This window comes from Frankia sp. EI5c, from assembly GCF_001636565.1.
Taxonomy (GTDB): Bacteria; Actinomycetota; Actinomycetes; order Frankiales; family Frankiaceae; genus Parafrankia.
The window spans coordinates 312861-336326 of record NZ_LRTK01000006.1 but is presented as its reverse complement, the minus strand read 5'-3'; the positions used below and the strand labels follow the sequence as shown (position 1 = coordinate 336326).

Annotated in this window: 21 protein-coding genes and 5 pseudogenes; 19 read left to right on the top strand and 7 right to left on the bottom strand. The window is 71.9% G+C overall.

Annotated features, from left to right (window positions below; translation table 11 throughout):
- The first annotated feature begins 494 nt into the window (after window positions 1-494).
- Window positions 495-857 (top strand): iron-sulfur cluster insertion protein ErpA, encoded by a 363-nt coding sequence (gene erpA, locus UG55_RS04845; RefSeq protein WP_066063380.1) that lies wholly within the window; start codon window positions 495-497, stop codon window positions 855-857.
- Between the two features lie 203 nt (window positions 858-1060).
- Window positions 1061-2040, top strand: a pseudogene (locus UG55_RS04840) (carbohydrate kinase family protein).
- A 71-nt stretch (window positions 2041-2111) separates the two neighbouring features.
- Here UG55_RS04840 and UG55_RS26880 read toward each other — a convergent pair.
- Both UG55_RS26880 and UG55_RS04830 read right to left on the bottom strand, forming a co-directional pair.
- Window positions 2112-2411 carry a sulfurtransferase TusA family protein gene (locus tag UG55_RS26880; RefSeq protein WP_083986403.1) on the bottom strand — a complete coding sequence of 100 codons (300 nt, stop codon included), beginning with the start codon at window positions 2409-2411 and terminating at the stop codon, window positions 2112-2114.
- Entirely contained in the window at window positions 2408-3604 is a 1197-nt protein-coding gene (locus UG55_RS04830) for a cysteine desulfurase family protein (protein ID WP_396230802.1), read from the bottom strand. The genes UG55_RS26880 and UG55_RS04830 overlap by 4 nt, the downstream gene beginning before the upstream one ends.
- A gap of 450 nt (window positions 3605-4054) precedes the next feature.
- On the opposite strand from UG55_RS04830, the gene coxB reads away from it, so the two are divergent.
- The 3 genes from coxB to UG55_RS04815 are packed head-to-tail and all read left to right on the top strand — an operon-like array spanning window position 4055 to window position 7019.
- Window positions 4055-4915, top strand: a complete 861-nt coding sequence (gene coxB, locus UG55_RS04825) for a cytochrome c oxidase subunit II (RefSeq protein WP_066063565.1) — start codon at window positions 4055-4057, stop codon at window positions 4913-4915.
- On the top strand, window positions 4912-6621 hold the full coding sequence (gene ctaD, locus UG55_RS04820) for a cytochrome c oxidase subunit I (protein ID WP_066063377.1): 1710 nt from the start codon (window positions 4912-4914) through the stop codon (window positions 6619-6621). The genes coxB and ctaD overlap by 4 nt, the downstream gene beginning before the upstream one ends.
- The gene (locus tag UG55_RS04815; RefSeq protein ID WP_066063374.1) at window positions 6618-7019 is read left to right on the top strand and encodes a cytochrome c oxidase subunit 4; all 402 of its coding nucleotides are present in this window, start codon (window positions 6618-6620) and stop codon (window positions 7017-7019) included. The genes ctaD and UG55_RS04815 overlap by 4 nt, the downstream gene beginning before the upstream one ends.
- Window positions 7020-7135: 116 nt before the next feature.
- On the opposite strand, the gene trpD is transcribed toward UG55_RS04815, so the two are convergent.
- Together trpD and UG55_RS04805 are read right to left on the bottom strand one after the other, a co-directional pair.
- Complete coding sequence (trpD, locus tag UG55_RS04810; protein WP_083986402.1) at window positions 7136-8335, bottom strand: anthranilate phosphoribosyltransferase; 1200 nt, start codon at window positions 8333-8335, stop codon at window positions 7136-7138.
- A gap of 161 nt (window positions 8336-8496) precedes the next feature.
- Window positions 8497-8922, bottom strand: coding sequence for a hypothetical protein (locus tag UG55_RS04805; RefSeq protein WP_066063561.1), 426 nt, complete (start codon window positions 8920-8922; stop codon window positions 8497-8499).
- Between the two features lie 478 nt (window positions 8923-9400).
- Between UG55_RS04805 and UG55_RS04800 the strand changes: the two genes are divergently transcribed.
- The 10 genes and pseudogenes from UG55_RS04800 to UG55_RS32490 form a co-directional block, all read left to right on the top strand.
- On the top strand, window positions 9401-9853 hold the full coding sequence (locus tag UG55_RS04800) for a Fur family transcriptional regulator (protein WP_066063372.1): 453 nt from the start codon (window positions 9401-9403) through the stop codon (window positions 9851-9853).
- A 10-nt stretch (window positions 9854-9863) separates the two neighbouring features.
- Window positions 9864-10304, top strand: coding sequence for a rubrerythrin family protein (locus UG55_RS04795; RefSeq protein ID WP_066063369.1), 441 nt, complete (start codon window positions 9864-9866; stop codon window positions 10302-10304).
- 283 nt (window positions 10305-10587) lie between these two features.
- Window positions 10588-11184 carry a DUF3501 family protein gene (locus tag UG55_RS04790; protein ID WP_066063366.1) on the top strand — a complete coding sequence of 199 codons (597 nt, stop codon included), beginning with the start codon at window positions 10588-10590 and terminating at the stop codon, window positions 11182-11184.
- 123 nt (window positions 11185-11307) lie between these two features.
- The gene (locus UG55_RS04785; RefSeq protein WP_242423736.1) at window positions 11308-11835 is read left to right on the top strand and encodes an SseB family protein; all 528 of its coding nucleotides are present in this window, start codon (window positions 11308-11310) and stop codon (window positions 11833-11835) included.
- Between the two features lie 247 nt (window positions 11836-12082).
- A complete protein-coding gene (locus UG55_RS04780; RefSeq protein ID WP_066063363.1) occupies window positions 12083-12721 on the top strand; it encodes a heme-copper oxidase subunit III in 639 nt (212 codons plus the stop codon).
- A gap of 5 nt (window positions 12722-12726) precedes the next feature.
- Window positions 12727-13111, top strand: a pseudogene (locus UG55_RS32505) (c-type cytochrome); the annotation flags it as partial.
- 1 nt (window position 13112) lies between these two features.
- Window positions 13113-13596: pseudogene (locus UG55_RS32500) on the top strand (c-type cytochrome); the annotation flags it as partial.
- Window positions 13597-13601: 5 nt separating this feature from the next.
- Complete coding sequence (locus UG55_RS04770; protein WP_066063361.1) at window positions 13602-14921, top strand: ubiquinol-cytochrome c reductase iron-sulfur subunit; 1320 nt, start codon at window positions 13602-13604, stop codon at window positions 14919-14921.
- Window positions 14918-15600: pseudogene (locus UG55_RS32495) on the top strand (cytochrome bc complex cytochrome b subunit); the annotation flags it as partial. The gene UG55_RS04770 and the pseudogene UG55_RS32495, both read left to right, overlap by 4 nt.
- 1 nt (window position 15601) lies before the next feature.
- Window positions 15602-16537: cytochrome b N-terminal domain-containing protein (locus UG55_RS32490; protein ID WP_242423735.1), on the top strand; the 936-nt coding region annotated here is incomplete at its 5' end.
- A 126-nt stretch (window positions 16538-16663) separates the two neighbouring features.
- Here UG55_RS32490 and UG55_RS04760 read toward each other — a convergent pair.
- Together UG55_RS04760 and UG55_RS04755 are read right to left on the bottom strand one after the other, a co-directional pair.
- Window positions 16664-18367 (bottom strand): DEDD exonuclease domain-containing protein, encoded by a 1704-nt coding sequence (locus UG55_RS04760; RefSeq protein ID WP_066063354.1) that lies wholly within the window; start codon window positions 18365-18367, stop codon window positions 16664-16666.
- Window positions 18368-18462: 95 nt separating this feature from the next.
- Window positions 18463-18930 (bottom strand): VOC family protein, encoded by a 468-nt coding sequence (locus UG55_RS04755; RefSeq protein WP_066063351.1) that lies wholly within the window; start codon window positions 18928-18930, stop codon window positions 18463-18465.
- Window positions 18931-19165: 235 nt separating this feature from the next.
- On the opposite strand from UG55_RS04755, the gene UG55_RS04750 reads away from it, so the two are divergent.
- A complete protein-coding gene (locus tag UG55_RS04750; protein WP_066063348.1) occupies window positions 19166-19576 on the top strand; it encodes an HIT family protein in 411 nt (136 codons plus the stop codon).
- Between the two features lie 254 nt (window positions 19577-19830).
- On the opposite strand, the gene UG55_RS04745 is transcribed toward UG55_RS04750, so the two are convergent.
- Entirely contained in the window at window positions 19831-21060 is a 1230-nt protein-coding gene (locus UG55_RS04745) for a DUF4352 domain-containing protein (RefSeq protein WP_066063343.1), read from the bottom strand.
- Window positions 21061-21658: 598 nt separating this feature from the next.
- Between UG55_RS04745 and UG55_RS32485 the strand changes: the two are divergent.
- The 3 genes and pseudogenes from UG55_RS32485 to UG55_RS04735 all read left to right on the top strand — a co-directional run.
- Window positions 21659-21937 (top strand): annotated as a pseudogene (locus UG55_RS32485) (hypothetical protein); the annotation flags it as partial.
- A 1-nt stretch (window position 21938) separates the two neighbouring features.
- Window positions 21939-22972 (top strand): NYN domain-containing protein (locus UG55_RS04740; protein ID WP_242423734.1); only part of this gene is annotated, 1034 nt, incomplete at its 5' end.
- A 176-nt stretch (window positions 22973-23148) separates the two neighbouring features.
- A complete protein-coding gene (locus UG55_RS04735) occupies window positions 23149-23382 on the top strand; it encodes a hypothetical protein (protein ID WP_066063336.1) in 234 nt (77 codons plus the stop codon).
- Window positions 23383-23466: the final 84 nt, after the last annotated feature.

Genomic DNA, 23466 nt, shown 5'->3' with positions numbered 1-23466 from the left:
GGCCGCCGCGCTCGCTGCTTGTGGGCTGGTCGTGCTCTCGTGGGTCTGGCCGTGCCGGTGGGTCCGGTCGTGCGCACAGCCGGTGCCGCCCGGTCGGGGCGGCGCTCGCGGCCGGTGGCGCTCCCGGCCGAACTGCCTGCCAGGAGGCTGCGCGCCAATCGCGAAAGTGTGTCAACCATGACAGTGTCCCGGGTGACTCCGAGCGCTAATGGTCGTTCAGACTCTAACTCTGGATCGCCTGGTCTGCGCGAACTTGGACCGGTCGGCCCACCCAACCCGGGGCGGATGTCACTTGCGCGTCGTGGCCGAGCTCCAACTCGCTGGCTACGATGGGAAGCGGATCCCTGCTCGCGGTGTTGAGCAGGAACGGCGGCACGGCAGGTGTGCCGCCCGTGGGGGGTGGTCGTTGTGGCGGCGCCTCCCGCGTACAGCAGCCATGGGTACCAGCCAGCCTGGTGAACCAGGCACGTCCACAAGGGCAGGGAGCAGCCCCTATGACCGTGCAGGACACAACCGAGACCGAGACCAGGCCGAGCAGCGTCGTTCTCACCGACACGGCCGCCGGCAAGGTGAAGACCCTGCTCGAGCAGGAGGGGAGGGACGACCTCCAGCTCCGGATCGCCGTGCAGCCGGGTGGCTGCTCTGGCATGCGCTACCAGCTCTTCTTCGACGAGCGGAAGCTTGACGGCGACACCGTCCTCGACTTCTCGGGCGTCAAGGTCGCCGTTGACCGGATGAGCTTCCCCTACCTCGGCGGCGCGACGATCGACTTCGTCGACACCATCGAGAAGCAGGGCTTCACGATCGACAACCCGAACGCGCAGGGCTCCTGCGCGTGCGGCGACTCCTTCCACTGATCGAACCCGGGCGGGGCGGGGGCCGTCCCGGCGGCCCGAGTCCCCGTTCCGATCGGTACGGGAGTCTGATTTCTCAGTAGGCGGAGCCCGGTGTGACAGCGTTCGTCACACCGGGTTCTGTCGTTCCCGGAGCCGGCGGCCTCGTCGCGGCGCTCAGACGTCGTTGCCCGCGGGCCGTGTGGCGGGCGGTAGGCTGCGCCTTCGTGCGTATCGCCGTGACTGGTTCCATTGCCACCGACCACCTCATGCGCTTTCCGGGGCGGTTCGCCGAGCAGCTGCTTGCGGACCAGCTTGAGCGGGTCTCGTTGTCCTTCCTCGTGGACGAACTCATGATCCGTCGCGGCGGTGTCGCGGCGAACATCAGCTTCGGCCTCGGGCGCCTCGGCCTGAACCCGATCCTGGTCGGCGCGGTCGGCGAGGATTTCGCCGACTACCGGTCCTGGCTGGACCGCCACGGGGTGGACACCGCCTCCGTCTGGGTCAGCGAGATCGCCCATACCGCCCGGTTCGTGTGCACCACGGACAGCGACCTCTGCCAGATCGCCTCGTTCTACCCCGGAGCGATGAGCGAGGCGGCGAGTATCGAGCTTCGTCCGGTGGCCGAGCGGTTCGGTGGGCTCGACCTCGTCGTCATCAGCCCGAACGACCCGCGGGCGATGCTCCGGCACACCGAGGAGTGCCGGGAGCGCGGCTACCCGTTCGCGGCCGACCCCTCCCAGCAGCTCGCGACGATGGACGGCGAGGGCATCCGCTCCCTCGTCAGCGGCGCGGCATACCTGTTCTGCAACGAGTACGAGAAGGCGCTGCTGGAGTCCAAGACCGGCCTGACGGACGCGGAGGTCCTCGGCGGGGTCGGTGTGCGGGTCACCCCCTCGGCAAGGACGGCGTCCTCATCGAGTCGTCCGAGGGCGAGACGGTGAAGGTTCCCGTCGTGCCGGCGCGCAGCACCCCCGACCCGACCGGGGTGGGTGACGCGTTCCGGGCGGGTTTCCTGGCCGGTGTCTCCTGGGACCTCTCGCTGGAGCGGTCCGCGCAGGTCGGCGCGCTGCTGGCGACCCTGGTGCTGGAGACGATCGGTACCCAGGAGTACAGCCTGGAGCAGGCCGAGGTCGCCAAGCGGCTCACCGAGGCCTACGGGCCCGCGGCGGCCGCCGAGATCACCGAAAGACTGCGGACGGTCTGACCCGCGCACGGGCTCCGTCGCAGACCCCGCTCACGGGGCCCGCCGGGCGGCGGCGCCGCCCGGCGGTGCGATCAGCGGCACCGGCGGACGAGGTAGGAGTCACCGCCGAGTGGCGGGTGCTGCGCCGCGACCAGTTCGTGGCCACGCATCCGGCACCAGGCGGCCACGTCGGCCGCCGCCGCGGGGTCGTCCGCCAGCAGCTCGATGAGCTGGCCCACCTCGACGTCGCCCAGGTGCCGGGCGAGCTCGATGATCGGTATTGGACAACGCCGGCCGCGCGCGTCGACGACAGCGCGGGCGGGCTCAGCGCGGGCAGGTTCAGCGCGGGCAGGTTCAGTGCCCCCGGCCGGCGGCGGCGGCCCGCCGGTCACAGGCCCACCGCTCCGGCGCGCTCCCGGATGGCGCGCACCGCGGGGGGCAGCGCGGCCAGCAGCGCGTGGACGTCCGCCTCGGTGGAGTCCCGGCCGAACGAGACGCGCAGGTTGCCGTGGGTCAGCGCGCCCATCGCCACCAGCACGTGGCTCGGGGTGAGGGTGTCGGAGGTGCAGCTCGACCCGGAGCTGACGGCGATGCCGGCGCGGTCGAGCTCGGTCAGCAACGCCTCTCCTTCGACATACAGGCACGAGAAGGCCACCACATGCGGCAGCGCGACCGCCGGCGCGGTCCCGCCGGGGCCCAGCAGCTCGACGTCCTCGACCAGGGCGGGCAGTCGGGTGCGGAGCAGGTCCGCGTAGCCGGCGATGCGCCGCGCCTCCTCGTCGATCTCGGTGGCCCGCACCGCCAGCGCGGCCGCCGCCGCGACGATCGCGGGAACGTTCGGGTAACCGGGTACGCGCCCGTACTCACGCTCGTCCGTCGGCGCGGGCCCGGCCCAGCGGGTGCCGGTCCGAACCACGAGGATCCCGACCCCGGGTGGGCCGCCGAACTTGTGCGCGCTCGCGGTGAGCAGGTCCGCACCCAGCGCGGGCAGATCGACCGGCACCCGCCCCAGCGTCATCGCCGCGTCGGTGAACAGCGGGACGCCGCGTGCCCGCAGCAGCCCCGCGACCCGGGCCACCGGCTGGACGGTGCCGACCTCGTGGTTGGCGTGCTGCAGGGCGGCCACGGCGGTGCCCGGGTGGGCGTCGAGGGCGGCGGCGAAGGCGTCCGGATCAACCCGCCCGTGGCGGTCCACCCCGATCGTCACGACCTGGCCCCCGGCACCTTCGTGGCGCTGGGCGGCGTGCAGGACGCTGGAGTGTTCCACCGCACTGACCAGGACCACGGCGCCGGCCCGGCGGCGGGCCGCGGCGGTACCGAGAAGTGCCAGGTGCGCCGCCGCCGTGCCGCTCGCCGGGAAACTGATCTCGGGGGCGCGGGCACCGATCACACCGGCGACGGTCTCCCGGGCGGCGTCGAGCAGCAGGCGTGCCCGGCGCCCCTCGCGGTACAGCCGCGCGGGGTCGGCCCAGCCGTCGTCGATCGCGGCGAGCAGCGCCTCCCGGGCGACCGGATGCAGCGGCGTGGTCGACGCGTGGTCGAGATAGGCCGGCACCAGAGTGACGCTACGCCCGTTGCGGAGCATCCGGGCACCCCCGCGGCGGCGGGGGACGGGCATTCGCGCAGGGAGGGGAAAGGCCTTGCGGGGTGTCGTGGAGAAAGCAGATGGCCGATACGGCCGTCGGGGGTCCGAACGGGCCCCACCGTCGGCCCGGATCGAGGGCACTCCGGCCTGTCCACGATGCCCCGCGGGTCGTGTCTCACAGCTCCGGACGGGGCCTGCGGCGAGAAGCTCGACCGCTGCTGGGATACGCTGCTGCCGCACCATCTACAGCGTGTCGAAGACAGTCGGAAGACGAAGCAGCGAGGCCGGTTGGACCGGCCGGCCCGCGAAGCGTTTCTACGCGGTCGCGAGGCGGTGGCGGAACTCGGATCCGTCCCCGCCCGCGCGCCCGCTAGTCGTGGGAGGCAGGACCTGGTGAGGAGATCCTTCGGTCGGACCCGGCCGTCGCTCGCGGATGTCGAGGACACGCCGATGGCCCCGGCTGACACCGCTGATGCGGACGAGCTGGCGAGCCGTCGGGTTGGACACCGACGGCCGGCCCGGCGTCGCGTGGGTGCGCGCATGGGCGCCATGCTGGCTGCCGTAGGCCTGCTGGCGACCGCCTGCGACGTCCCCAATTTTGGATTCCCGGAGGGTGTGACCAACCACACCCCGCGGATCTTGAACATGTGGCAGGGCTCGGTGATCGCCGCCCTGGCCGTCGGTGTGTTCGTATGGGCCCTGATCTTCTACGCGGTCGTCGTGTTCCGGAAGCGCAGTGATGTTCTGCCGCGCCAGGTCCGGTACAACCTTCCCGTCGAGATCCTTTACACCGTCGTGCCGGTCGTGATCGTCGCGGGCCTCTTCTACTACACCGCCCGGGACGAGTCCGAGATCACCAAGCTCTCGGACAACCCCGACGTCACGGTGAACGTGATCGGTTTCCGGTGGAACTGGCAGTTCCAGTACCTCGACACCGGCAAGACGCCGGGCAGCAACCAGGTCGAGGTCACCGGACGTCCCGGCGAGGCGCCGGTGCTGGTGCTGCCGGAGGGCCGGTCGGTCCGGTTCGTGCTCACGTCGCCTGACGTGATCCACTCGTTCTGGGTTCCCGAGTTCCTGTTCAAGCGGGACGTCGTCCCCGGGCGGATCAACGAGTTCGAGCTCACCGCAACCAAGACCGGGACCTTTGTCGGTCGATGCGCCGAGCTGTGCGGTACCGACCATGACCGGATGACGTTCTACGTCAAGGTCGTGCCCGGTGCCGAGTACGACCGCTTCATCGAGGAACGGGAGACCGCCGCGATCAGCGCGGCACCGTCCTCCGGCGCCACCACCGGGAGTGTCCAGTGACCCTTCTGCACGAGTCGCCGGCCGGCCCGGCCGGGCACGCCCACGAGGCGGCGGACTCGCACTACAAGCCCCCGATCGCGAATCTGCTGGGCTACCTGCGGACGACGTCCCACAAGGACATCGCGATCATGTACTTCCTGACGTCGTTCGTGTTCTTCGTGGTCGCCGGCATCCTCGCGATCTTCATCCGTGCCGAGCTGGCCCGCCCGGGCCTGCAGCACTTCTCGAACGACCAGTACAACCAGTTCTTCACCATGCACGGCACGCTGATGCTGCTGATGTTCGCGACGCCGCTGGCGTTCGCGTTCGCCAACTACCTCGTGCCGCTGCAGATCGGCTCGCCGGACGTCGCCTTCCCGCGGCTGAACGCGCTGTCCTACTGGCTGTTCCTGTTCGGCAGCCTCACCGTCTTCGCCGGGTTCCTGACCCCGGGCGGAGCGGCGTCGTTCGGCTGGTTCGCGTACGCGCCGCTGAGCAACGCGCAGTACTCGCCGGGCGTCGGCTCGGACCTGTGGGTGCTCGGGCTCACGGTGCAGGGTCTCGGCACCATCCTCGGTGCCGTCAACTTCATCACCACGATCCTGTGCCTGCGTGCCCCGGGCATGACGATGTTCCGGATGCCGATCTTCTGCTGGAACCTGCTGGTCACCTCGATCCTGGTGCTGGTGGCGTTCCCGGTGCTGGCCGCCGCGCTGCTGGCGCTGGCCGCGGACCGAAGGTTCGGTGCCCACATCTTCGACGCCGAGAACGGCGGCGCGATGCTGTGGCAGCACCTGTTCTGGTTCTTCGGGCATCCCGAGGTCTACATCATCGCGCTGCCGTTCTTCGGGATCATCAGCGAGATCATCCCGGTGTTCTCCCGTAAGCCGCTGTTCGGCTACAAGGGCCTGGTGTTCGCCACTGTCGGCATCGGCGCCCTGTCCGTCGCGGTGTGGGCGCACCACATGTTCGTCACCGGCGCCGTGCTGCTGCCCTTCTTCGCCTTCCTGTCGTTCCTGATCGCGGTGCCCACCGGGATCAAGTTCTTCAACTGGATCGGCACCATGTGGCGCGGGCAGCTCAGCTTCGAGGCCCCGATGCTGTTCGCGACGGGCTTCCTGGTGACGTTCCTGTTCGGTGGTCTCACCGGTGTGCTGCTGGCCAGCCCGCCGATCGACTTCCACGTGAGCGACAGCTACTTCGTGGTCGGGCACTTCCACTATGTCGTGGCCGGCCTCATGTTCGCCGCGTTCGCGGGCGTCTACTTCTGGTTCCCGAAGGTCACCGGCCGGATGCTGGACGAGAAGCTGGCGAAGCTGCACTTCTGGTCGCTGTTCCTGGGCTTCAACGCGACCTTCCTGGTGTTCCACTGGCTCGGCACGCAGGGCATGCCCCGGCGGTTCGCGGACTACGGCCCCGACGACGGCTTCACCACGCTGAACACCGTCGCGACGGCCGGTTCGTTCCTGATGGGCCTCTCGACGTTGCCGCTGCTTTACAACCTGTGGTACTCCTACCGCAAGGGCCCGATCGCCGCGGTCGACGACCCGTGGGGTTACTGCAACTCACTGGAGTGGGCCACGTCGTGCCCGCCGCCTCGGCACAACTTCCGGTCGCTTCCGCGTATCCGCTCCGAGCGTCCGGCCTTCGACCTGCACTTCCCGGGGGTCGTCGGAAAGGCGGATTACCACGCCACACCGGAACTCGGTCAGGGAGCAGCACGATGAAGGTCGAAGGCTTCATCTTCAACTTCTTCGGGATATTCGCCGGTGCGGCCGCGCTGGTCTACTGGTTCTGGGCGAAGGACCCGACCGGGACCGCCGCGCTGACGCTCTGCGCCGGCCTCGGCTTCCTGGTCGGCGGCTACCTGGTGTTCACCGGCCGCCGGATCGGTATGCGGCCGCAGGACCTGCCGGACGCGGAGGTCGTCGACGGGGCCGGGGAGCTCGGGCACTTCACGCCGGGCAGCTACTACCCGTTCTTCCTCGCCGCGAGCGCCTCCGTGGCCGCGATGGGCCTGGCCTTCGGCATCTGGCTCACCATCCTGGGTGGCGTGATGACCTTCGTCGCCGCCGTGTGCCTGGTGATGGAGAACTTCTGGCACCCGCCGCTGCCCGAGGACTGATCCAGCAGGTTTCGCGCGAAGGGCCGCGGTCCGGGGGGATTCCCGGGACCGCGGCCCTTGTCGTGTCTGCCGCCAGCCGTGGCCGCGTGGCCCGGCCGGGGTGTGGGGCCCCGCGCTCAGCCCCGGGCTCTGGCCGCGTTCTGGCTCGCGGCGGCCCAGCGCCGCAGGGTGTCGGCGGCCGAGCCGGAGTCGATGGCCTCGGCGGCCCGCCCGAGCTGGGCCGCGATCTGCTCGGTGACGGGCGCGTCCGTGGGGCCGACGGCCGCGACCAGCGCGGCGGCGGTCGCGAGCAGGACGGCGTCCCGCACCGGCCCGGTCTCGCCCGAGAGGATTGTGCGCACCACGCCCGCGTTGTAGGTCGCGTCGGCACCCCGCAGGGCAGTCGTGTCCGGTGGCGCTATGCCGAGGTCGCGCGGATCGAAACGGTCCCGGCGCACCCGTGCCACGCCGGCTCCGCCCGCCGGCCCGCCCGGCGCGGTGACGACCCAGACGGTGGACGGCGCGGCGGTGGTCAGCTCGTCCAGCCCGTCGTCGCCGCGGAAGACCAGACCGCGGGTACCCCGGTCGGCCAGGACGTCGGCGACGATCGGGGCGAGCCGGGCGTCGGCGACACCGATCGTCTGGGCACCTGGCCGGGCGGGGTTCGCCAGCGGGCCGAGGATGTTGAAGGCGGTCGGCACCCCCAGCTCCTTGCGGGTGCTGCCGACATGCCGCATGGCCGGGTGGAAGACCGGCGCGAAGCAGAACGCGATGCCCGCCGCCGCCAGGCAGGCCTCGACACCGGCCGGCGGCAGGTCGATCACCACGCCCAGTTCGGCCAGGACGTCCGCCGACCCGCTCGCCGAGGACGCGGCACGGTTGCCGTGCTTGACGACGGTGACCCCGGCCCCGGCCGCCACGATGGCGGCCATGGTCGACAGGTTCACCGTGTTGGAGCGGTCGCCGCCGGTGCCGCAGGTGTCGACGGCCGCGGTTCGCAGCTCGTCGGCGAGGGTGAGCGGCTCGGCGATGCTCAGCATCGTGCGGACCAGCCCGCCGATCTCCTGGGCGGTCTCGCCCTTGGCCCGCAACGCGATGACGAATCCCGCGACCTGGGACGGAGTGGCCAACCCTCCCATGATCTGCTCCATGGCCCAGGCCGTCTGGTCGGCGGCGAGGGCCTGGCCGGCGAGCAGCGTGCCGATCAGATCCGGCCAGTTGTCGGTGGCCGGGCGCACCGCGGCGGTGCCGGCGGCGTTCGTGGGAGCGGGTGAGGCCGCGGTCGTGGGGGACGGCACGGCCGTCGCCGGCCTCGGTGCCGAACCTGTGCTCGTCATGGGTGTGCTTCCGTCTGCGTCGGGGTGCGTGGGGCCCGGCGGTCGGGCGCGACCACGTCGTCGCGCCCGCGAGGACGTGGTCGCCGGGGTCGTCCAGGTGTTGCTGGGCCGTCCAGATGCGCTGGGCCGTCCAGGTGTTGCGGGCGCCGCGGGGCGCGGCGCTAGTGCGAGCGGGTGTTGACCACCGGACGGCGCACCACGGTGCCGCCGGCCCGCTCGCGCAGCAGCCGGACGACCTCGTCGGTCAGTGTGCCGGGGTCGACGGGGTGGCTGACCACCGCGTCCGCCTGCGACCACGTCGCCAGCCACCGGTCGTCACGCCGGGCGACCAGCAGGAGGGTGGGCGGGCAGTTGGCGACCTCGTTCTTGAGCTGCCGGGACAGCCCCATCCCGCCGGACGGGGTGGCCTCGGCGTCGAGGATGCACAGGTCGGCCTCGCCGTGGTCGACGGCGTCGATGAGCGACGCCGCGTCGGTCACCTCGACGAACTCGATGTCGCCGAGGTCGGCCGCGGGACGGCGCCCGACGGCGGCCAGGACGCGCTCTCGGACGTCCGGCTTGGTCGCGTAGACGAGGACGGTGCTCATGGCGTCCACGGGCCTTTCAACGGGCGACCGCCGTGGCGGCGATCGGGAACGACTGCCGGTACCGGCACTGCGTGGGCACCGGCCGGCGGTCTGGGACCTGGGGCCTTCCGGACCTCGGCATGACCGCGAGAGGCCCCGGCCGTGGTGTCGCTGGTCGCGCCATCCCGGTATCCGCCCNGAAGGCTATCTGTTCGCGGCCTGGCGGTCGCGCGCCCATCCGGCTCCGCCGACACTCCGTGACGACCTGTACGGTCATGGCCGCGTGCGCGGGACATCATCATCGAGCCGGGCCCGCGGCCGCGGGCGGTGCCCCGCCTGACCGGCCAGCCGGATGGTCCAGACCGGAGGGGTTTGCCATCTGACGCGAGTATCAGTGATACTGATACTCGTTCTCAAAGTTTGTCCAGCGTCCGGCCCGCCGCTCGAGATCCCGCGGGACCCCGGCGCGGGCGGCGCCAACCGATGACGGGCGTGATCGATGCCGGAGCGGACCGAACTGCGTCTCACTCCCCAGCGCGGTGCTGTGCTGGGGGTGCTGAAGGCCGCCGACGATCATCCCACGGCGGCCGAGGTCTACGAGCGCGTGCGGATCGCTGCCCCTGGGATCGGCAGCGCCACGGTGTACCGCGCGCTCGCGATGCTGGTGGCGACCGGCCACGCCCTGGAACTGAACCTCGGGGACGGCTCGGCCGCCAGGTACGACGCCAACACCAGCCGGCACGACCACGCCGTGTGCGAGCGGTGCGGCCGCGCCGCGGATGTCGACCATCCCGTCCCGGACGGGATGGTGGCCGAGATCGCGCGGCGGTCCGGCTTCACGATCACCGGTTACGACCTGCAGTTCCGAGGTCTGTGCCCGGAGTGTCAGACCGCCGGCGCGGGCCACGTGCCCGGGCCGGCGGGCGCGGCAGAACATTCACCAGGAAGCTGAAGGAGTTCGCATGCCGAAGCTTGACGGCACCAAGACGCACGAGAACCTCAAGGAGGCCTTCGCCGGCGAGAGCCAGGCGAACCGCCGCTACCTGTACTTCGCCCGCCGGGCGGACATCGAGGGTCTGACCGACGCCTCCGCCCTCTTCCGTGACACCGCCGAGGGCGAGACGGGCCACGCGTTCGGGCACATGGACTTCCTCGCCGAGGTCGGCGACCCGGCGACGGGCGAGCCGGTCGGCAGCACCGCGAAGAACCTCGCGAGTGCCGTTGCCGGCGAGACCTACGAGTTCACCGCGATGTACCCGGGCTTCGCGAAGACCGCCCGCGAAGAGGGCTTCGACGAGATCGCCGACTGGTTCGCGACGCTGGCCCGCGCGGAGAAGACCCACGCCGGCCGCTTCAAGAAGGCCCTCGACGCGGTGACCGCCGAGGAGACCGCGGACGCCTGATCGCGACCGCGCCTCGGTCGGGCGAACAGCCCGTCGGAGCACCAGGGGGTGGGCGCGGGAGAACTCGTGCCCACCCCCGCCCGGGTCGGTCGGCCGCACCCCGCCCGGGACTTCGGCCCAGGGCCGGTGGACCCGCTCCGGCGGGCGCCCCGGCCCGCGCCGGTATCTCGCGGTCACCCGGGCCGGCCCGTGTCCGGTCCCTGGCAGGTCCCGCCCACCCGGATACTTCTCGCAGGTCCGCGGAGGTCCCTGCGCCCCTCGCGACGAGGCAGGAGGTAGCACGATGGCGTTCACCATCGCCGACATCACGACGGACCACCGGTCCTACTCCGCCCGGCGGAGCTCCGCCCGCGCGCGGATGATCCCGATCCGGGCCGAACGGCGCGTCCGGGTCGGGGACATTCTGCTGTTCGAGTTCGAGAACGCGGAGACCCTGCGGTACCAGGTGCAGGAGATGGTCTTCACCGAGCGGCTCACCGCCCCCGACGACGTCGCCCACGAGATCGACGTCTACTCGCGGCTGCTGCCGTCCAGCCACGCGCTCACCGCCACGATGTTCATCGAGCTCGACGAGCTCGGCGCGGTGCGCGACGAGCTGCGCCGTCTGGACGGCGTCCAGCGCGCCATCTCGCTGGAGATCGGCGGGGTCGTGGTGCCCGCGGTCGAGGTTCCCGGCATCGACGAGGACCCGGACGCCCCGAGCGAGACGGTGTCGGTGCACATGTTCCGCTTCCCGCTCACGGACGAGACCCGCGACGCGTTCCGCGATCCCGAGGTCCCCGTCGAGCTGGTGGTGGACCACCCGTCGTACAGCGACGCCGCACCCGTCGTCGGCGCCACCCGGCGCAGCCTGATCGCCGACCTCGCGCTGCCGGGCTGACCTCCCGGGACCGCCGTCTCCGGGATCCGTGGGACCTGCCGGCCGGCTCGGCCGTTATCTCGGACCGGGCCGGGTATGCGTGCCTGCGACAGGCTCGATGCCCGGCCCGAGGGGAGCGGTCCCGTGACCGACGACGACGCCCGCCGCGACGGCGACGACTTCGACCGTGCCCGGGAGACCGGCGCGGACCGCACGTACCCCCACCAGACCCGCGGTGACCTGACCGACGGTGATCTGGTCGGTGGTGATCTGGTCGGTGGTGAGCCGGCCGGCGGGACCACCCGCGCAGGCGACGCGCTGCACCGGCTGGCCCGCGACCAGGACGACTCGGCGGCGCTGGGTGCGCTCGCCACCTCGGACATCCTCGTGCCGGACCTCAGCGACCCGGGGCGGGACAACGGCGACGCGCGGGTGGTGAAGCTCCCCGTCGCCGAGCAGCCCGACGGCCGGCAGTTCGTGCCCACGTTCACCTCCGAGCGGCGGCTGGCCGACGCCCTGCCGGGGGTCGGCCGCTACCGCCGGGTGCCGCTCGGGGCGCTGCTGCGGATGTGGCCCTCCGAGGACCTCATGCTCGCCGTCGACCCCGGGACGGAGGAGGGGCTGACCTTCCCCGCGGAGGGCATCCGCGCGCTCGCCGCACTCGCGGACTGAGCCGTCCGGGCCACCGCGAGCACGGCGCGCCGTCACAGGTGAGGGACACAACAACCGGCGGGCCGCCAAGTGGTCCCCCGGCGTGGCGGACACCTCATCGGGTACCAGAACCTGCGTATTAGCAGGCAGTTCGGGTGTGATCCGCGCGATTTTCGATCTTCTGGACGCGCGTTTCGCGCGTCGTCGACGCCGTGTAGTCCTACCGATTGTCGAACCTACGGTGGCGCGTGCGGCGTCACATGCCAGAATGACCGTCGTGGCCTCAGCCCCTGTCCTCGAGAAGGCTCCTCCAGCGCACCCGGCGGCCAACCGTCCCTCGATGGTCTCGGTCGGCACGGTGGTGTGGCTGTCGTCGGAGCTGATGTTCTTCGCGGCACTGTTCGCGATGTACTACACGATCCGCTCGGTCAACAGCGGTAACTGGCCGCCGGTCACCGGCGACCCGGCCGGGTCCGAGATCGGTCCCGTGCACCTGCACGTCCCGTATGCGCTCTTCTTCACGGTGATCCTGGTCCTGTCCAGCGTGACCTGCCAGCTCGGAGTCTTCGCCGCGGAACGCGGCGACGTCATCGGGCTGCGCCGCTGGTACCTCATCTCGCTGATCATGGGGATCGTCTTCGTCGGCGGTCAGGCCTGGGAGTACTTCAAGGAGAACGAGTTCACCCTGGCGTCGCATGGCTACGGGTCGGTGTACTACCTGACCACCGGGTTCCACGGGTTGCACGTGATCGGTGGGCTGGTCGCCTTCGTTCTGGTGCTGGCCAGGTCGACCTATGGGCGCTTCACGCCCGAGAAGGCGACGTCGGCGATCGTCGTGTCGTACTACTGGCACTTCGTCGATGTCGTCTGGATCGCCCTGTTCGCCACCATCTACCTCCTCCAGTGAGCGACATGACCACATCCAAGGCATCCGAATCCGCGGGGTCCTCGTCCGCGGGCGAGGCCGGCAGATCCCGGCTCGTCCCGGCGAGGATCGCCCGGCGATCCCGGTCGACCTCCGCGCGTCGCCGTCGACGGTCGTCGTCCATCGTCCTGCTCCTCGGCCTGCTGGCCACGGGAGTGATGTGGACGGTGCTCGCTCCCGGGGGCAACGCGACGGAGACTCCGGACGCGAACGAGGCCGTGCGCCAGGGTCGCGCCCTGTACCTGCAGGGGTGTGCCAGCTGCCACGGCCTGGAGGCCCAGGGGTCCGCCGAGGCTCCGAGCCTGATCGGTGTCGGCGCGGCCGCGGTGGACTTCCAGATGTCCACGGGCCGCATGCCGCTCGCCGCGCCCGNGGCGCAGGCCGACCGCAAGGACCCGCTCTACTCGGAAACACAGATCGACCAGGTCGCGGCCTACATCCAGTCGTTGGGTGGCGGCCCCGAGGTCCCGAACGTCACGGAAGCCGAGCTCAACGACGCCGACCTCGCCGAGGGCGGAGAGCTCTTCCTGACGAACTGCGCCCAGTGCCACCAGGCCGCCGGCGCCGGCGCACCGCTGACCTACGGGAAGTTCGCGCCGTCGCTCAGCCAGGCCACCACCAACCAGGTCATCGAGGCCATGCGGACCGGACCGGAGTCCATGCCGGTGTTCGGCCCGGGCCAGATCACCGATGAGGAGGCCGTCGCGGTCGCCGCGTACGTCCGCCACCTCCAGGAAGCCCCGGCTCCCGGTGGTGCCTCGATCGGCAAGTACGGCCCGGTTCCCGAGGGCCTGGTCGCGATCGTCATCGGTCTTGGCGCGCTGCTCGGCGTCTGCCTCTGGATCGGAGCGAGGCAGNAACTGTGAGCGCCAGCCAGGGTCCGACCGGGCCGGAGTCCGCGGCCGGCGACGAGCAGCCGCCGGATTCCCCCGAGCGCCGCATGCACTACGCCGGCTATCAGGGAGAGCCGGCCGACAAATCAGACCAGGACTCGATGAGCAGCATCTTCAAAAGGACGAAGCACCCGGTCGACACCGCCGGGCACGCCAAGGACGCCGCCGACCCCCGAGCCGGTGGCCCGGATGTCCCCGACGCGGGACATGACGGACCCGAGGTGCTCGGCACACCCCCGCACCAGACCGACTCCTCCCAGAGCCCGGAGACCACGGTCATGCGGTCCGGTGGTGCCGCCACCGCGACGGCGCGGGGCAGCGGTGGCGGCGGGGGAGTGGTCCCCCGCGCGCCGCACACCGCGGAGTACGACCGGCGGGCGTCGCGGCGTGCCGAGCGGCTCATCGCCTTCTGGTTCGCCATCTCCGTCGCCGGCACGGTGGGCTTCGTCATCACCAACTTCGTCGGTGACAAGCACGAGGCGTACTACACGCCCTGCATGGGCGCCGCGCTCGGCATGGCGCTCGGTGGCCTCGGGATCGGCATGGTCCTGTGGGCCAAGCGCCTGATGCCGCATGAGCACGCGGTGCAGGAGCGGCACGAGTTCACCTCCTCGCAGGAGGAGATCGCGCTCACCGAGGACGAGGTCGCTCTCGGCTTCGCCGACACCGGCCTCGCCAAGTACCCGCTCCTGCGGCGCAGTCTGCTGGCCGCCGGCACGGTGCTCGGTGGGCTGCTGGTCGTGCCGCTGCTCAACCTGACCAACAGCAAGCCGGGCAAGAAGCTCGACCACACCCACTGGGTCAAGGGCGCCCGCCTGGTCAACCTGCAGGGCCGCTACGTCAAGCTCGGCGACATCGCGATCGGTGGCATCGAGACGGTGCTCCCGGCGATCCCGGTGAAGGAGGCCGACGGCAGCATCTCCTACGAGCCGAAGGTCGACCTGCACGCCAAGGCGGACAGCACCACGATCCTCATCCGCCTGGAGCCCGGCGTGAACAAGCCGCGCGAGGGCCGCGAGGACTGGGCCGTCGACGGTCACGTCGCCTACTCGAAGATCTGCACGCACGCCGGCTGCCCGGTCAGCCTCTACGAGCAGCAGACCCACCACCTGCTCTGCCCCTGCCACCAGTCGGTGTTCGACGTGCCTGACGGGTGTCGGGCGATCTTCGGGCCGGCGAGCCGCTCCCTGCCGCAGCTCGCCATCGCGGTGGATGACGAGGGCTACTTCATCGCCCGTGACGGGGACTACACCGAGCCCGTCGGCGCCGCGTTCTGGGAGCGCTCATGACCACCGAATCCGCACCCGTGCCGAAGTTCCAGAAGCGGCCGACGCCGGCGCGCAAGGTCAACCGCGCCATCGACGAGCGGTTCGGGACCCAGACGGCGATCCGCCGGAACTTCAACAAGGTGTTCCCGGACCACTGGTCCTTCCTCATCGGTGAGATCGCGCTCTACAGCTTCGTGGTGCTGCTGCTCACCGGCATCTATCTGACGCTCTTCTTCGACCCGTCGAACGTTGAGATCATCTACAACGGCTCGTACGTGCCGCTCAAGGGCGTCGAGATGAGCCGCGCCTACGCGTCGACGCTGGACATCAGCTTCGACACCCGGGCCGGTCTGGTGTTCCGCCAGATCCACCACTGGGCGGCGCTGATCTTCGTCGCGTCGATCATCGCCCACATGATGCGGGTGTTCTTCACCGGGGCGTTCCGCAAGCCGCGTGAGGTCAACTGGCTGATCGGCATCGGCCTGCTGATGCTGGCGCTGGTCGAGGGTTTCGCCGGCTACTCGCTGCCGGACGACCTGCTCTCCGGCACCGGCCTGCGGATCGCGGCGTCGATCGCCCAGTCCATCCCGGTCATCGGTACCTGGGCGTCGTTCCTGGTCTTCAACGGCGAGTTCCCGGGCGAGAACTTCATCCCGCGGCTGTACGTGGTGCACATCCTGCTCGTGCCGGGCATCCTGCTNGCGCTGATCGGTGCGCACATGGGCATCCTGTGGCACCAGAAGCACACCGACTTCCCCGGCCCGGGCAAGACCGAGCACAACGTGGTCGGCCACCGGGTCTTCCCGGTGTTCGCGGTGAAGTCCGGCGGCTTCTTCATGCTGACCTTCGCGGTGCTCGCCCTGCTCGGCGGCCTCGCCCAGATCAACCCGATCTGGACGTTCGGCCCGTACGACCCGGCCAAGGTCAGCTCGGCGTCCCAGCCCGACTGGTACATCGGCTTCCTGGACGGGTCCACCCGGCTCATGCCGCCGTGGGAGTTCCGCGGCCTCGGGCACACCATCCCGGCGCTGCTCTGGCCGACGGCCATCCTGCCCGGCGTGCTGTTCACGCTGGCTGCGCTCTACCCGTTCCTGGAGGCGAAGTTCACCGGGGACCGGGCGTCGCACAACCTGCTCCAGCGCCCGCGGGAGACCCCGACCCGCACCGCGCTGGGCGTGATGAGCCTCAGCTTCTACCTGGTGCTGTGGATCTCCGGTGGTAACGACATCATCGCCCACACGTTCAGCATCTCGCTGAACGCGATGACCTGGGCGGGCCGCATCGGCCTGATCGTCGTTCCCCCGATCGCGTACTGGGTCACCAAGAAGCTGTGCATCGCGCTGAACGAGCGGGATCACGAGATCTCGGCGCACGGCATCGAGACCGGCATCATCCGCCAGCTCGCCAACGGCGAGTTCGTGGAGGACCACCGGCCCAAGCCGCCGCCGGTGTCCGACTATCCGCAGGTGCCGACCGACCGGATCCCGCTCCCGAGCGGCAACGGCGACGGCGGTCACGGCAAGGGGCTCGCGCGCCGGGCCGGCGCGGCTGTCGGTGGCTTCTTCACCGAGGAGTCCGAGAAGCCGGTCGCCGGTGGCACGGGCTCCGGCGTGGGCGGTGGTCCCGGCAAGCACTGAGCCGCCGCGCATCGCGGTGCCGCGCGCCCCGCGGGCGGCACCGGCGTCTGGAGGAGCCGAAGAGCCGAAGGGGCCTCGCGAAGGGCCATCCCCGTCACCGACGGGGATGGCCCTTCGTCTTTGCCGTCAGGATGTGGGCCAGACCGGGTCGTGGCTGTCGTCCGGCCGGGCGAACCGCTGGGCGGCCCGGATCGCGCCGTGTGCCGGCCAGCTCCACTCGCCTTCCAGCCGCACCAGGCGGACTCCCGGGGCCGCCAGCCACCGACCGATCCGCTCGGTCTCCTCCACCGACGCGGCGGGGGTCGGGCCGGGGGCGGGCCGGACGGTCTCGGCGCTCGCCACGACCGCGTCCACCCACGGCCTGGGGTCGATGCCGCGCGGCACCGAGGCGGCGGAGACGAGACGACCGTGCCGGATCACCGAGAGATCCCAGCCGGCGTCGGCGGTGGGTGCCGCGGCGACTATCTCCGGGACGCGGGTCAGCGCGGCGAGCCGCTGCCGGCGCGCGGCCGCCCGCAGGTAGCCGGCCAGCCGGTCGCGCACCTCGCCGGCCTCCTCATAGCGCTGCTGTGCCGCCAGCTGGGCGATCTGGCGCCCGAGGGCATCCTGCACCGGCGCCGGGTCGCCGGTCATGGCGTCGCGGGCGGCGTCGATGACCGCGCCGTACTCCGCCACGCTCTGCCGGCCGTCGCACGGCGCGCCGCAGCGCCCCAGCTCGGCGAGCACGCACGCGGCCGTCGGGCGGCGCGGCGTCAACCGGGTGGTGCACTGCCGAACCGGGAGGGCGGCCAGCAGCGCGGCCTGCGCCTCGTCGGCCGCCCGGGTGCTGGTGAACGGGCCGAGGTAGGTGACGCCGTCCCCCAGGGAGCGGACCCGGGAGAGCCGGGGAAAGGGCTCGTCGGTCAGGCGCAGGTAGACCGCCCGCTCGGGGTTGCGGGAGCGGCGGTTGTAGGGCGGTTTGTACTGGGCGATCAACCGCAGCTCCCGTACCTGCGCCTCCAGGGCGTGCGCGCAGCCGATCGCGTCCACCCGCTCGGCGAGGGCGACCATCTCCGCCATCCGGGTCCGCGGCTCGCTCGCGGTGAAGTAGTTGCGCACCCGGGAGCGCATCGAGCGGGACGTGCCGACGTACAGCGGCCGGCCCGATCCGTCCCGGAAGATGTAGACGCCGGGGCCGGTCGGCAGGTCGTCGGCGAGGTGGCGCTTGCGCCGCTGGGCCGGGGAGACCCGCGCGCTGTACTCCCGCAGATCCTCGATCGTGCTGATGCCCAGGTTGCCCAGGCGCTCGAACAGCCCGTGCAGGACGTCGACCGTGGCCCGGGCGTCGGCGAGCGCCCGGTGGTTCGGCCGGGTCGGGCTGCCGAACAGTGCGGCGAGCGACGACAGCCGGCAGTCCGGCGACTCGTCCCGGGTCACCACCCGGCGCGCGATCCGCACCGTGTCGAGGTGCTCCCAGGACGGGACGGGGTAGCCGCAGGACTGCGCCGCGGCGCGCAGGAAACCGAGGTCGAACGGCGCGTTGTGGGCGACGAGCACGGCCCCGCGGGAGAACTCCAGGAAGGTCGGCATGACCTCGTCGAGGGCGGGCGCGGTGACCAGCATGGCGGTGGTGATGCCGGTGAGCACGGTGATCGCCGCCGGCACCGGGCTGGTGGTGCGGACCAGGGTCGACATCTCGCCGAGGACCTGGCCGCCGCGCACCTTCACCGCGCCGATCTCGGTGATCTCGGCGGTCGCCGGTGACCCGCCGGTGGTCTCCAGGTCGACGACGACGAAGGTGAGGTCGGAAAGCGGACGGCCGAGCTCCGCCAGGCTCGCCTGGCGCGGCATCCCACCGGAGCGGACGGGAACAGGGCACACGGGGCACACCCTAGGCGGCGGGTGCGACATTCCCGCGCCTTGCGGACGTCGGATCAGGCGTCGGCTCAGGCGTAGGGGCGGGCGAACGCCGTGGGCCCGGCGCTCATCAGGCGGAACTCGTTGCCCTCGGGGTCTCGCAGCACGTAGCCCGTCTCCCCATGTGCCTCGTACCGGGACTGCTGGCTCGCGCCCAGCGACGTCAGCCAGCCGACCACCCGCTCGGCGTCGACCGCGTACAGCTCCAGGTGCAGCCGGTTGGTGTTCTCGTCGTCCGGCACCGCCTGGTCGTCCCGGCGACCCGGCCGGCGTCCCACCCACCGCGAGGAGCGCTGCCGGGGCCGCCGCCGCAGCAGGAGCTTGGGCCCGACTCCGGCGGGGTGGCGCAGCAGGGCCGCGTCGTCGGCCTGCTCGGACACCTCATAGCCCAGAGCGGCGGACCAGAACCGGATCATTGTGCCCACATCGGAGCAGTCGACACTGATACGGCCGACTCTGATGCCGTTCGTCTCAAACCTGGCCACTCGAAGCATCATTCCGTATGAACCGGCGTGTTGGTGCACTGGTGTGCTTCCGGCGTGTCCGACTGGTGGCCCCAATGCACGATTTTCCCGTTTTGTTCCAAAGTCAGGAAAACGGCGGGTTAACGTAGTGCCCTGGTCGAGCGGATTCCGGTGCCGTGGTGCCCGAGTCCGTCGCCGGGTCCGGCGGCCGGTCCGGGCGGATGTCGAGCCGCGCGTGCCACCGGGGTGATCTCGGTAGGGTCCCGCTATGACCAGTGTCTTCACACGGATCATCAACGGCGAGCTGCCGGGCCGCATCGTGTACTCGGACGAGGTCTCGGTGGCCTTCCTGTCGATCGCGCCGGTCCGTCCCGGCCACACCCTCGTCGTGCCGCGGCTCGAGGTCGACCACTGGATCGACCTGCCCGACGACGTGGTGCGCTCGGTCTGGAGCGCCGCGGCCACCGTCGGGCGGGCTATCGACACGGTCTTCAGGCCGCGCCGGGTGGCGGCGATGCTCGCGGGGCTGGAGGTTCCGCACACCCACGTCCACCTGTTCCCGATCGACTCGGAGTCACAGATGAGCTTCTCGCTCGCCGACCCGGATCCCGACCCGGCGATGATGGACGACGTGGCCGAGCGGCTCCGGGCCGCGCTGGCCGGCAAGGGCGCGCCCTGACCGCCGGAGTGCGTGTCGGAGTGCGTGTCGGAGTGCGCGTCGGACGGCCGGCTGGCCCTCCCGACGACCTGCCCGGTACCCGTCCCGGTCCGGAACGGAAGGCGTCCTGAGATCCCGCGCCCTCCCGCGGGCCGGCCGCTCCGTGGGCGGGAGGGCTTCGGTCNGGTAGGGCGCAGGATTTCGGGGGGCGCGCGGGCCCGCCAGGCTTCCGGACTACCGGGAGGGCACAGGACTGGCTGGCGGGTGCACCGCGCTCAGAGCTGGAACTTCGCCGCCTGCACGGCGAACAGCGGCTCCCAGTTCAGTGTGTGGTGGCCGGCGGGCGCGTCGATGATCAGCAGACCGGTGACCTTCTGGCCGGCCTTGACGTCGCTCGTGTAGAGCTCGGGCTCCACCGAGCTGAACTCGCCGTCGTAGCGGCTGCCGTCAGCTGTCTGGACGTAGAAGTCCGTCGGCGCCGCGGAGGTCTCTCCGCGGGAGACCTCCACGGTGGCGTTGACGACGTAGTAGGCGCCCTGGACGGGCGGGTCGCCGTACTCCTCGACCCGGCGGGTGGAGGTGCAGACCCAGTTGATGGTGACCTTGGCCTCGAAGTCGCTGATCGAGGACCTCGCGTTCCCGGTGACCGTCGCGCTGCCGCCGATGGTTGCCACCCCCGCGGGGGCCTGGCCCGGGGTGAGCGCGACGCAGCCCTCGGGCGCGTTGGGCTGCTGCGGCCCGGCGGCGCCGCCGTCGGCGGGCGCGGTTCCGGTGGGCCGGGGCGCGGCGCCCGGCAGCGTGGGAGCGGCGACCGGCCCGCTGCCGACACCCGGGCTGGCGGTGGTGGGGGCGGCCGTGACCGAGGAGTCGTCGTCCTTGGTGGCGAACACGATGACCAGGCCGAGAACGACGGCCGCGACGATCGCCAGCGGGACGATGATCAGGGCGGGGTTGCGGCGCTGCGGGGCCGGGCCGCCGGGCCCGCCCGGCTGAGGCCAGTTCCCCGGCTGCTGGTAGCCCTGCGGGTACTGGGCCTGGTAGTCACCCGGCGGGTACTGGCCCGGGTAGCCGGTGGGCTGCTGCCACCCTGTGCCCGGCTGTCCCGGCTGTCCCGGCTGTCCCGGCTGCCCGCCTGGCGCGGGCCACCCGGCGCCGGCCTGCCCGGGCTGTCCCCACGGCGTGTCGGTGCCCTGCGCCGGCCACTGCTGCTGCGGCTGCCCCGCTCCCGGCCAGGAGCTCTCCGGGGTGGGCCCCGCGGCGGGCGGCGTGCCCCAGCCGCCGACGGGGGTGGTCGCGGGCCAGCCACCCTCCTGCCCGGCCGCGGGGGCGCCCGTGCCCCACTGCGGCTGCGACGGGGGTATCGGCGCGGGCGGTGGTGTCGCCGTCGGGCCGGCCGGCTGGCCGCCCGCGTCCGGCGGCGGCTGCCAGGAGCTGTTCGGCGCCCTCCAGGTCTCCTGGTTGTCCTGACCGGGGGAGGGCTGGCCAGGTGGGGTCTGGTCGGTCACGAGGGTCCTCTCGACGGCCGCCGCCGCACATGCAACGAGGCAGAGCACACAATAAACACGGCGAGGTTACATAAGTCCGATTTCGGCTGCTCAATGGGCTCCATTCGCCGGTATCGGGTTCGTTGATCGAGTGCGCGGTATCGGCTGGCGGCAGCTGCCTTCGTCGCCGTGTGGCGGTGAATTTCACCGATGGCCGCCGTCCAATGCTGGTCGTCGCGGTTTGCGTTTGGATCGCCGCGTTCACGGGCGGACCGGCTTCAGGTCGCCGCCCCCCGTCGCCGGCTGGCGGCGTTCGGTAAGCGATAGCGCGCTCCGCGGGGCGGTGGCGGCCGGAGTCGGATCCCCGACAGCCGCGCGAGTGGCCCGTGGCTGTCGGAACAGCCAGCCGGGTCCGGGAAGGCGAGTCGACCGACCGATACTCTGGACTGTCGCTGTCGTCGTTCCGTTCCGGAGTCCCCGTGCCCGTGGTGCTGCATCGACCGCCCGGTCGGCCACGGTCGGTCAGCGGCCTGGACCGGTGCTTTTTCGTGTTCGTCTCGTCACCGCGGGCAGCCGCGGCGGTGCTGCGGCGGCCCGCCAGCCGGTGTAGGTCGGGCGAATGAACGAGGCGCTTCCCGCGGACGTACGCGCACAGGTGGTCTCGTACGCCGCGGACACCCTGGCCGACCTCGCGGAGGCGGTCGTGCCGCCCAGCCTGGTCGCGGTACGCCGGTTCAAGCCGTCCCGCCGGGCTCGCCTCGGGGCCGTCCCGCTCGCGTCGGCCATGGAGCACGACGCCCACTTCCGCGGCCGGGTCGCGGAATGGGTGCGCCGGACGAACCCGGACCTGGTCGCCGCCATCACCGCCCCGGACGGTCCGCCGCCCGCCGCGCCGCCCNCCCAGGTGGCCGCGATCGCGTACATCCTGCGCCACGCGGACTGGGCGGAGCTCGTCGAGGAGGCGGCCCGGTCGTCGGAGCGGGCGGTCTCCTCGGCGCGGATCGACGAGGCGGCCAGGGAGGTCAGCCGTCTCAACGAGCAGCTCGAGGCCGTGCGGCGGCTGGCCCGCACCGAGCAGGATCAGCTGCGCGGGCAGCTGGACCAGGCCCGGGCCGAGGCGGAGGATCTCCGCCGGCGGCTGCGGACCTCGGCCGACCGGGTCCGGCGGGCCGAGGCGGCCGCCCGGGAGACCAGCCTCGCCGCCCAGACGGAGCGGGACGCGGCGTTGCAGGCCGCCCGGGAGAGCGACGCCGAGGCCCGGCGCCTGCGGGCCCGGATCAGTGATCTGGAGGCGGCGGCCTCGGCGACCCGCCGGGACAACCGCGAATCCCGCAGCCAGGACGACGCGCGGATGCGGGTGCTGCTCGACACCCTGATGGCCGCGGCGAACGGCGTGCGCCGTGAGCTCTCACTGCCGACGACCGTCGCGCGGCCGGCCGACCTGCTCAGCCGCGCCGAGAACGGCCGCGGCTTCGACCCGTTCTCCGCCGTCGGCGCCCGCGGGCGGTCCGACGACGACCCCTCGCTCATCGACGACGTTCTCGTGATCCCGGGCCTGCATCTGATCATCGACGGCTACAACGTCACCAAGCGCGGCTACGGCAGCCTGACCCTGCAGGCGCAGCGGGCGCGGCTGCTGGCCGGCGTCGGTGCGCTGGCCGGCCGCTCGCTGGACACGGAGGTGACGGTCGTCTTCGATGCGACGGCGGTCCTGGCCCGCCCCGTCGGCGTGGCGATGCCGCGTGGCGTGCGCGTCGTGTTCAGCCAGGCCGGCGAGCTCGCCGACGACGAGATCCAGCGTCTCGTCCGGGCCGAGCCGCAGGGGCGGCCGGTGGCCGTGGTGACCTCCGACCGGGAGGTCGCGGACAACTGCGCCGCTCTCGGCGCCCGCACGGTCTCCTCGGACGCCCTGCTGGCGCGGCTGGATCGCTAGTCCGTTCCCGGCCGGCCGGCCGGCCCGGCCCGGCCGAGGCCCGGCACGGGCGAAAAACTGTCGGACCCCCCTTCTACCGTGTGCGGTGTCGAACTGGTGTCCGATTCCGCCATGATCGGCAGGCTCTCGCCAGAGCGCCCTGCCGGCCGCGCGGGTGGGGGCGAGAGGTGAGCACGATGCTGATCGACTGCGACGCATGTGTGGCCCAGAACGTCGCCTGTGAGGACTGTGTGGTGACCTTCCTGCTGGCCGCACCGAGCGGCGGTGTGGGCTGGGACGGCGGTGTGGGCTGGAGCGGCGGGGTGGGCTGGAACGGCGGTGTGGACTGGGACGATGACGAGCGCCGTGCGCTGGCGGCCCTGGCCGAGGGCGGTCTGATCCGCATGCCGCGGCGGTTCCGGGCGGCCTGACCGGCGCCGCGGCGGTGCCGCCCCGCGTTCGGCCGGTCTCGGGCCGGCGTCTTCGGGGCCGCCGCGGCTTGTCGCCGCCCGCGG

What these genes read in the sequence shown, in the direction of transcription:
- trpD (WP_083986402.1), bottom strand. Translation starts at nt 8,335, where the DNA reads ATGACGAGCACAGGTTCGGCACCGAGGCCGGCGACGGCCGTGCCGTCC.
- UG55_RS04735 (WP_066063336.1), top strand. Translation starts at nt 23,149, where the DNA reads ATGCTGATCGACTGCGACGCATGTGTGGCCCAGAACGTCGCCTGTGAG.
- UG55_RS04815 (WP_066063374.1), top strand. Translation starts at nt 6,618, where the DNA reads ATGAAGGTCGAAGGCTTCATCTTCAACTTCTTCGGGATATTCGCCGGT.
- UG55_RS04805 (WP_066063561.1), bottom strand. Translation starts at nt 8,922, where the DNA reads ATGAGCACCGTCCTCGTCTACGCGACCAAGCCGGACGTCCGAGAGCGC.
- UG55_RS04750 (WP_066063348.1), top strand. Translation starts at nt 19,166, where the DNA reads ATGACCAGTGTCTTCACACGGATCATCAACGGCGAGCTGCCGGGCCGC.
- erpA (WP_066063380.1), top strand. Translation starts at nt 495, where the DNA reads ATGACCGTGCAGGACACAACCGAGACCGAGACCAGGCCGAGCAGCGTC.
- UG55_RS04795 (WP_066063369.1), top strand. Translation starts at nt 9,864, where the DNA reads ATGCCGAAGCTTGACGGCACCAAGACGCACGAGAACCTCAAGGAGGCC.
- coxB (WP_066063565.1), top strand. Translation starts at nt 4,055, where the DNA reads ATGGCCCCGGCTGACACCGCTGATGCGGACGAGCTGGCGAGCCGTCGG.
- UG55_RS04790 (WP_066063366.1), top strand. Translation starts at nt 10,588, where the DNA reads ATGGCGTTCACCATCGCCGACATCACGACGGACCACCGGTCCTACTCC.
- UG55_RS04800 (WP_066063372.1), top strand. Translation starts at nt 9,401, where the DNA reads ATGCCGGAGCGGACCGAACTGCGTCTCACTCCCCAGCGCGGTGCTGTG.
- UG55_RS04760 (WP_066063354.1), bottom strand. Translation starts at nt 18,367, where the DNA reads ATGCCGCGCCAGGCGAGCCTGGCGGAGCTCGGCCGTCCGCTTTCCGAC.
- UG55_RS04780 (WP_066063363.1), top strand. Translation starts at nt 12,083, where the DNA reads ATGACCGTCGTGGCCTCAGCCCCTGTCCTCGAGAAGGCTCCTCCAGCG.
- UG55_RS04830 (WP_396230802.1), bottom strand. Translation starts at nt 3,604, where the DNA reads ATGCTCCGCAACGGGCGTAGCGTCACTCTGGTGCCGGCCTATCTCGAC.
- UG55_RS04755 (WP_066063351.1), bottom strand. Translation starts at nt 18,930, where the DNA reads ATGATGCTTCGAGTGGCCAGGTTTGAGACGAACGGCATCAGAGTCGGC.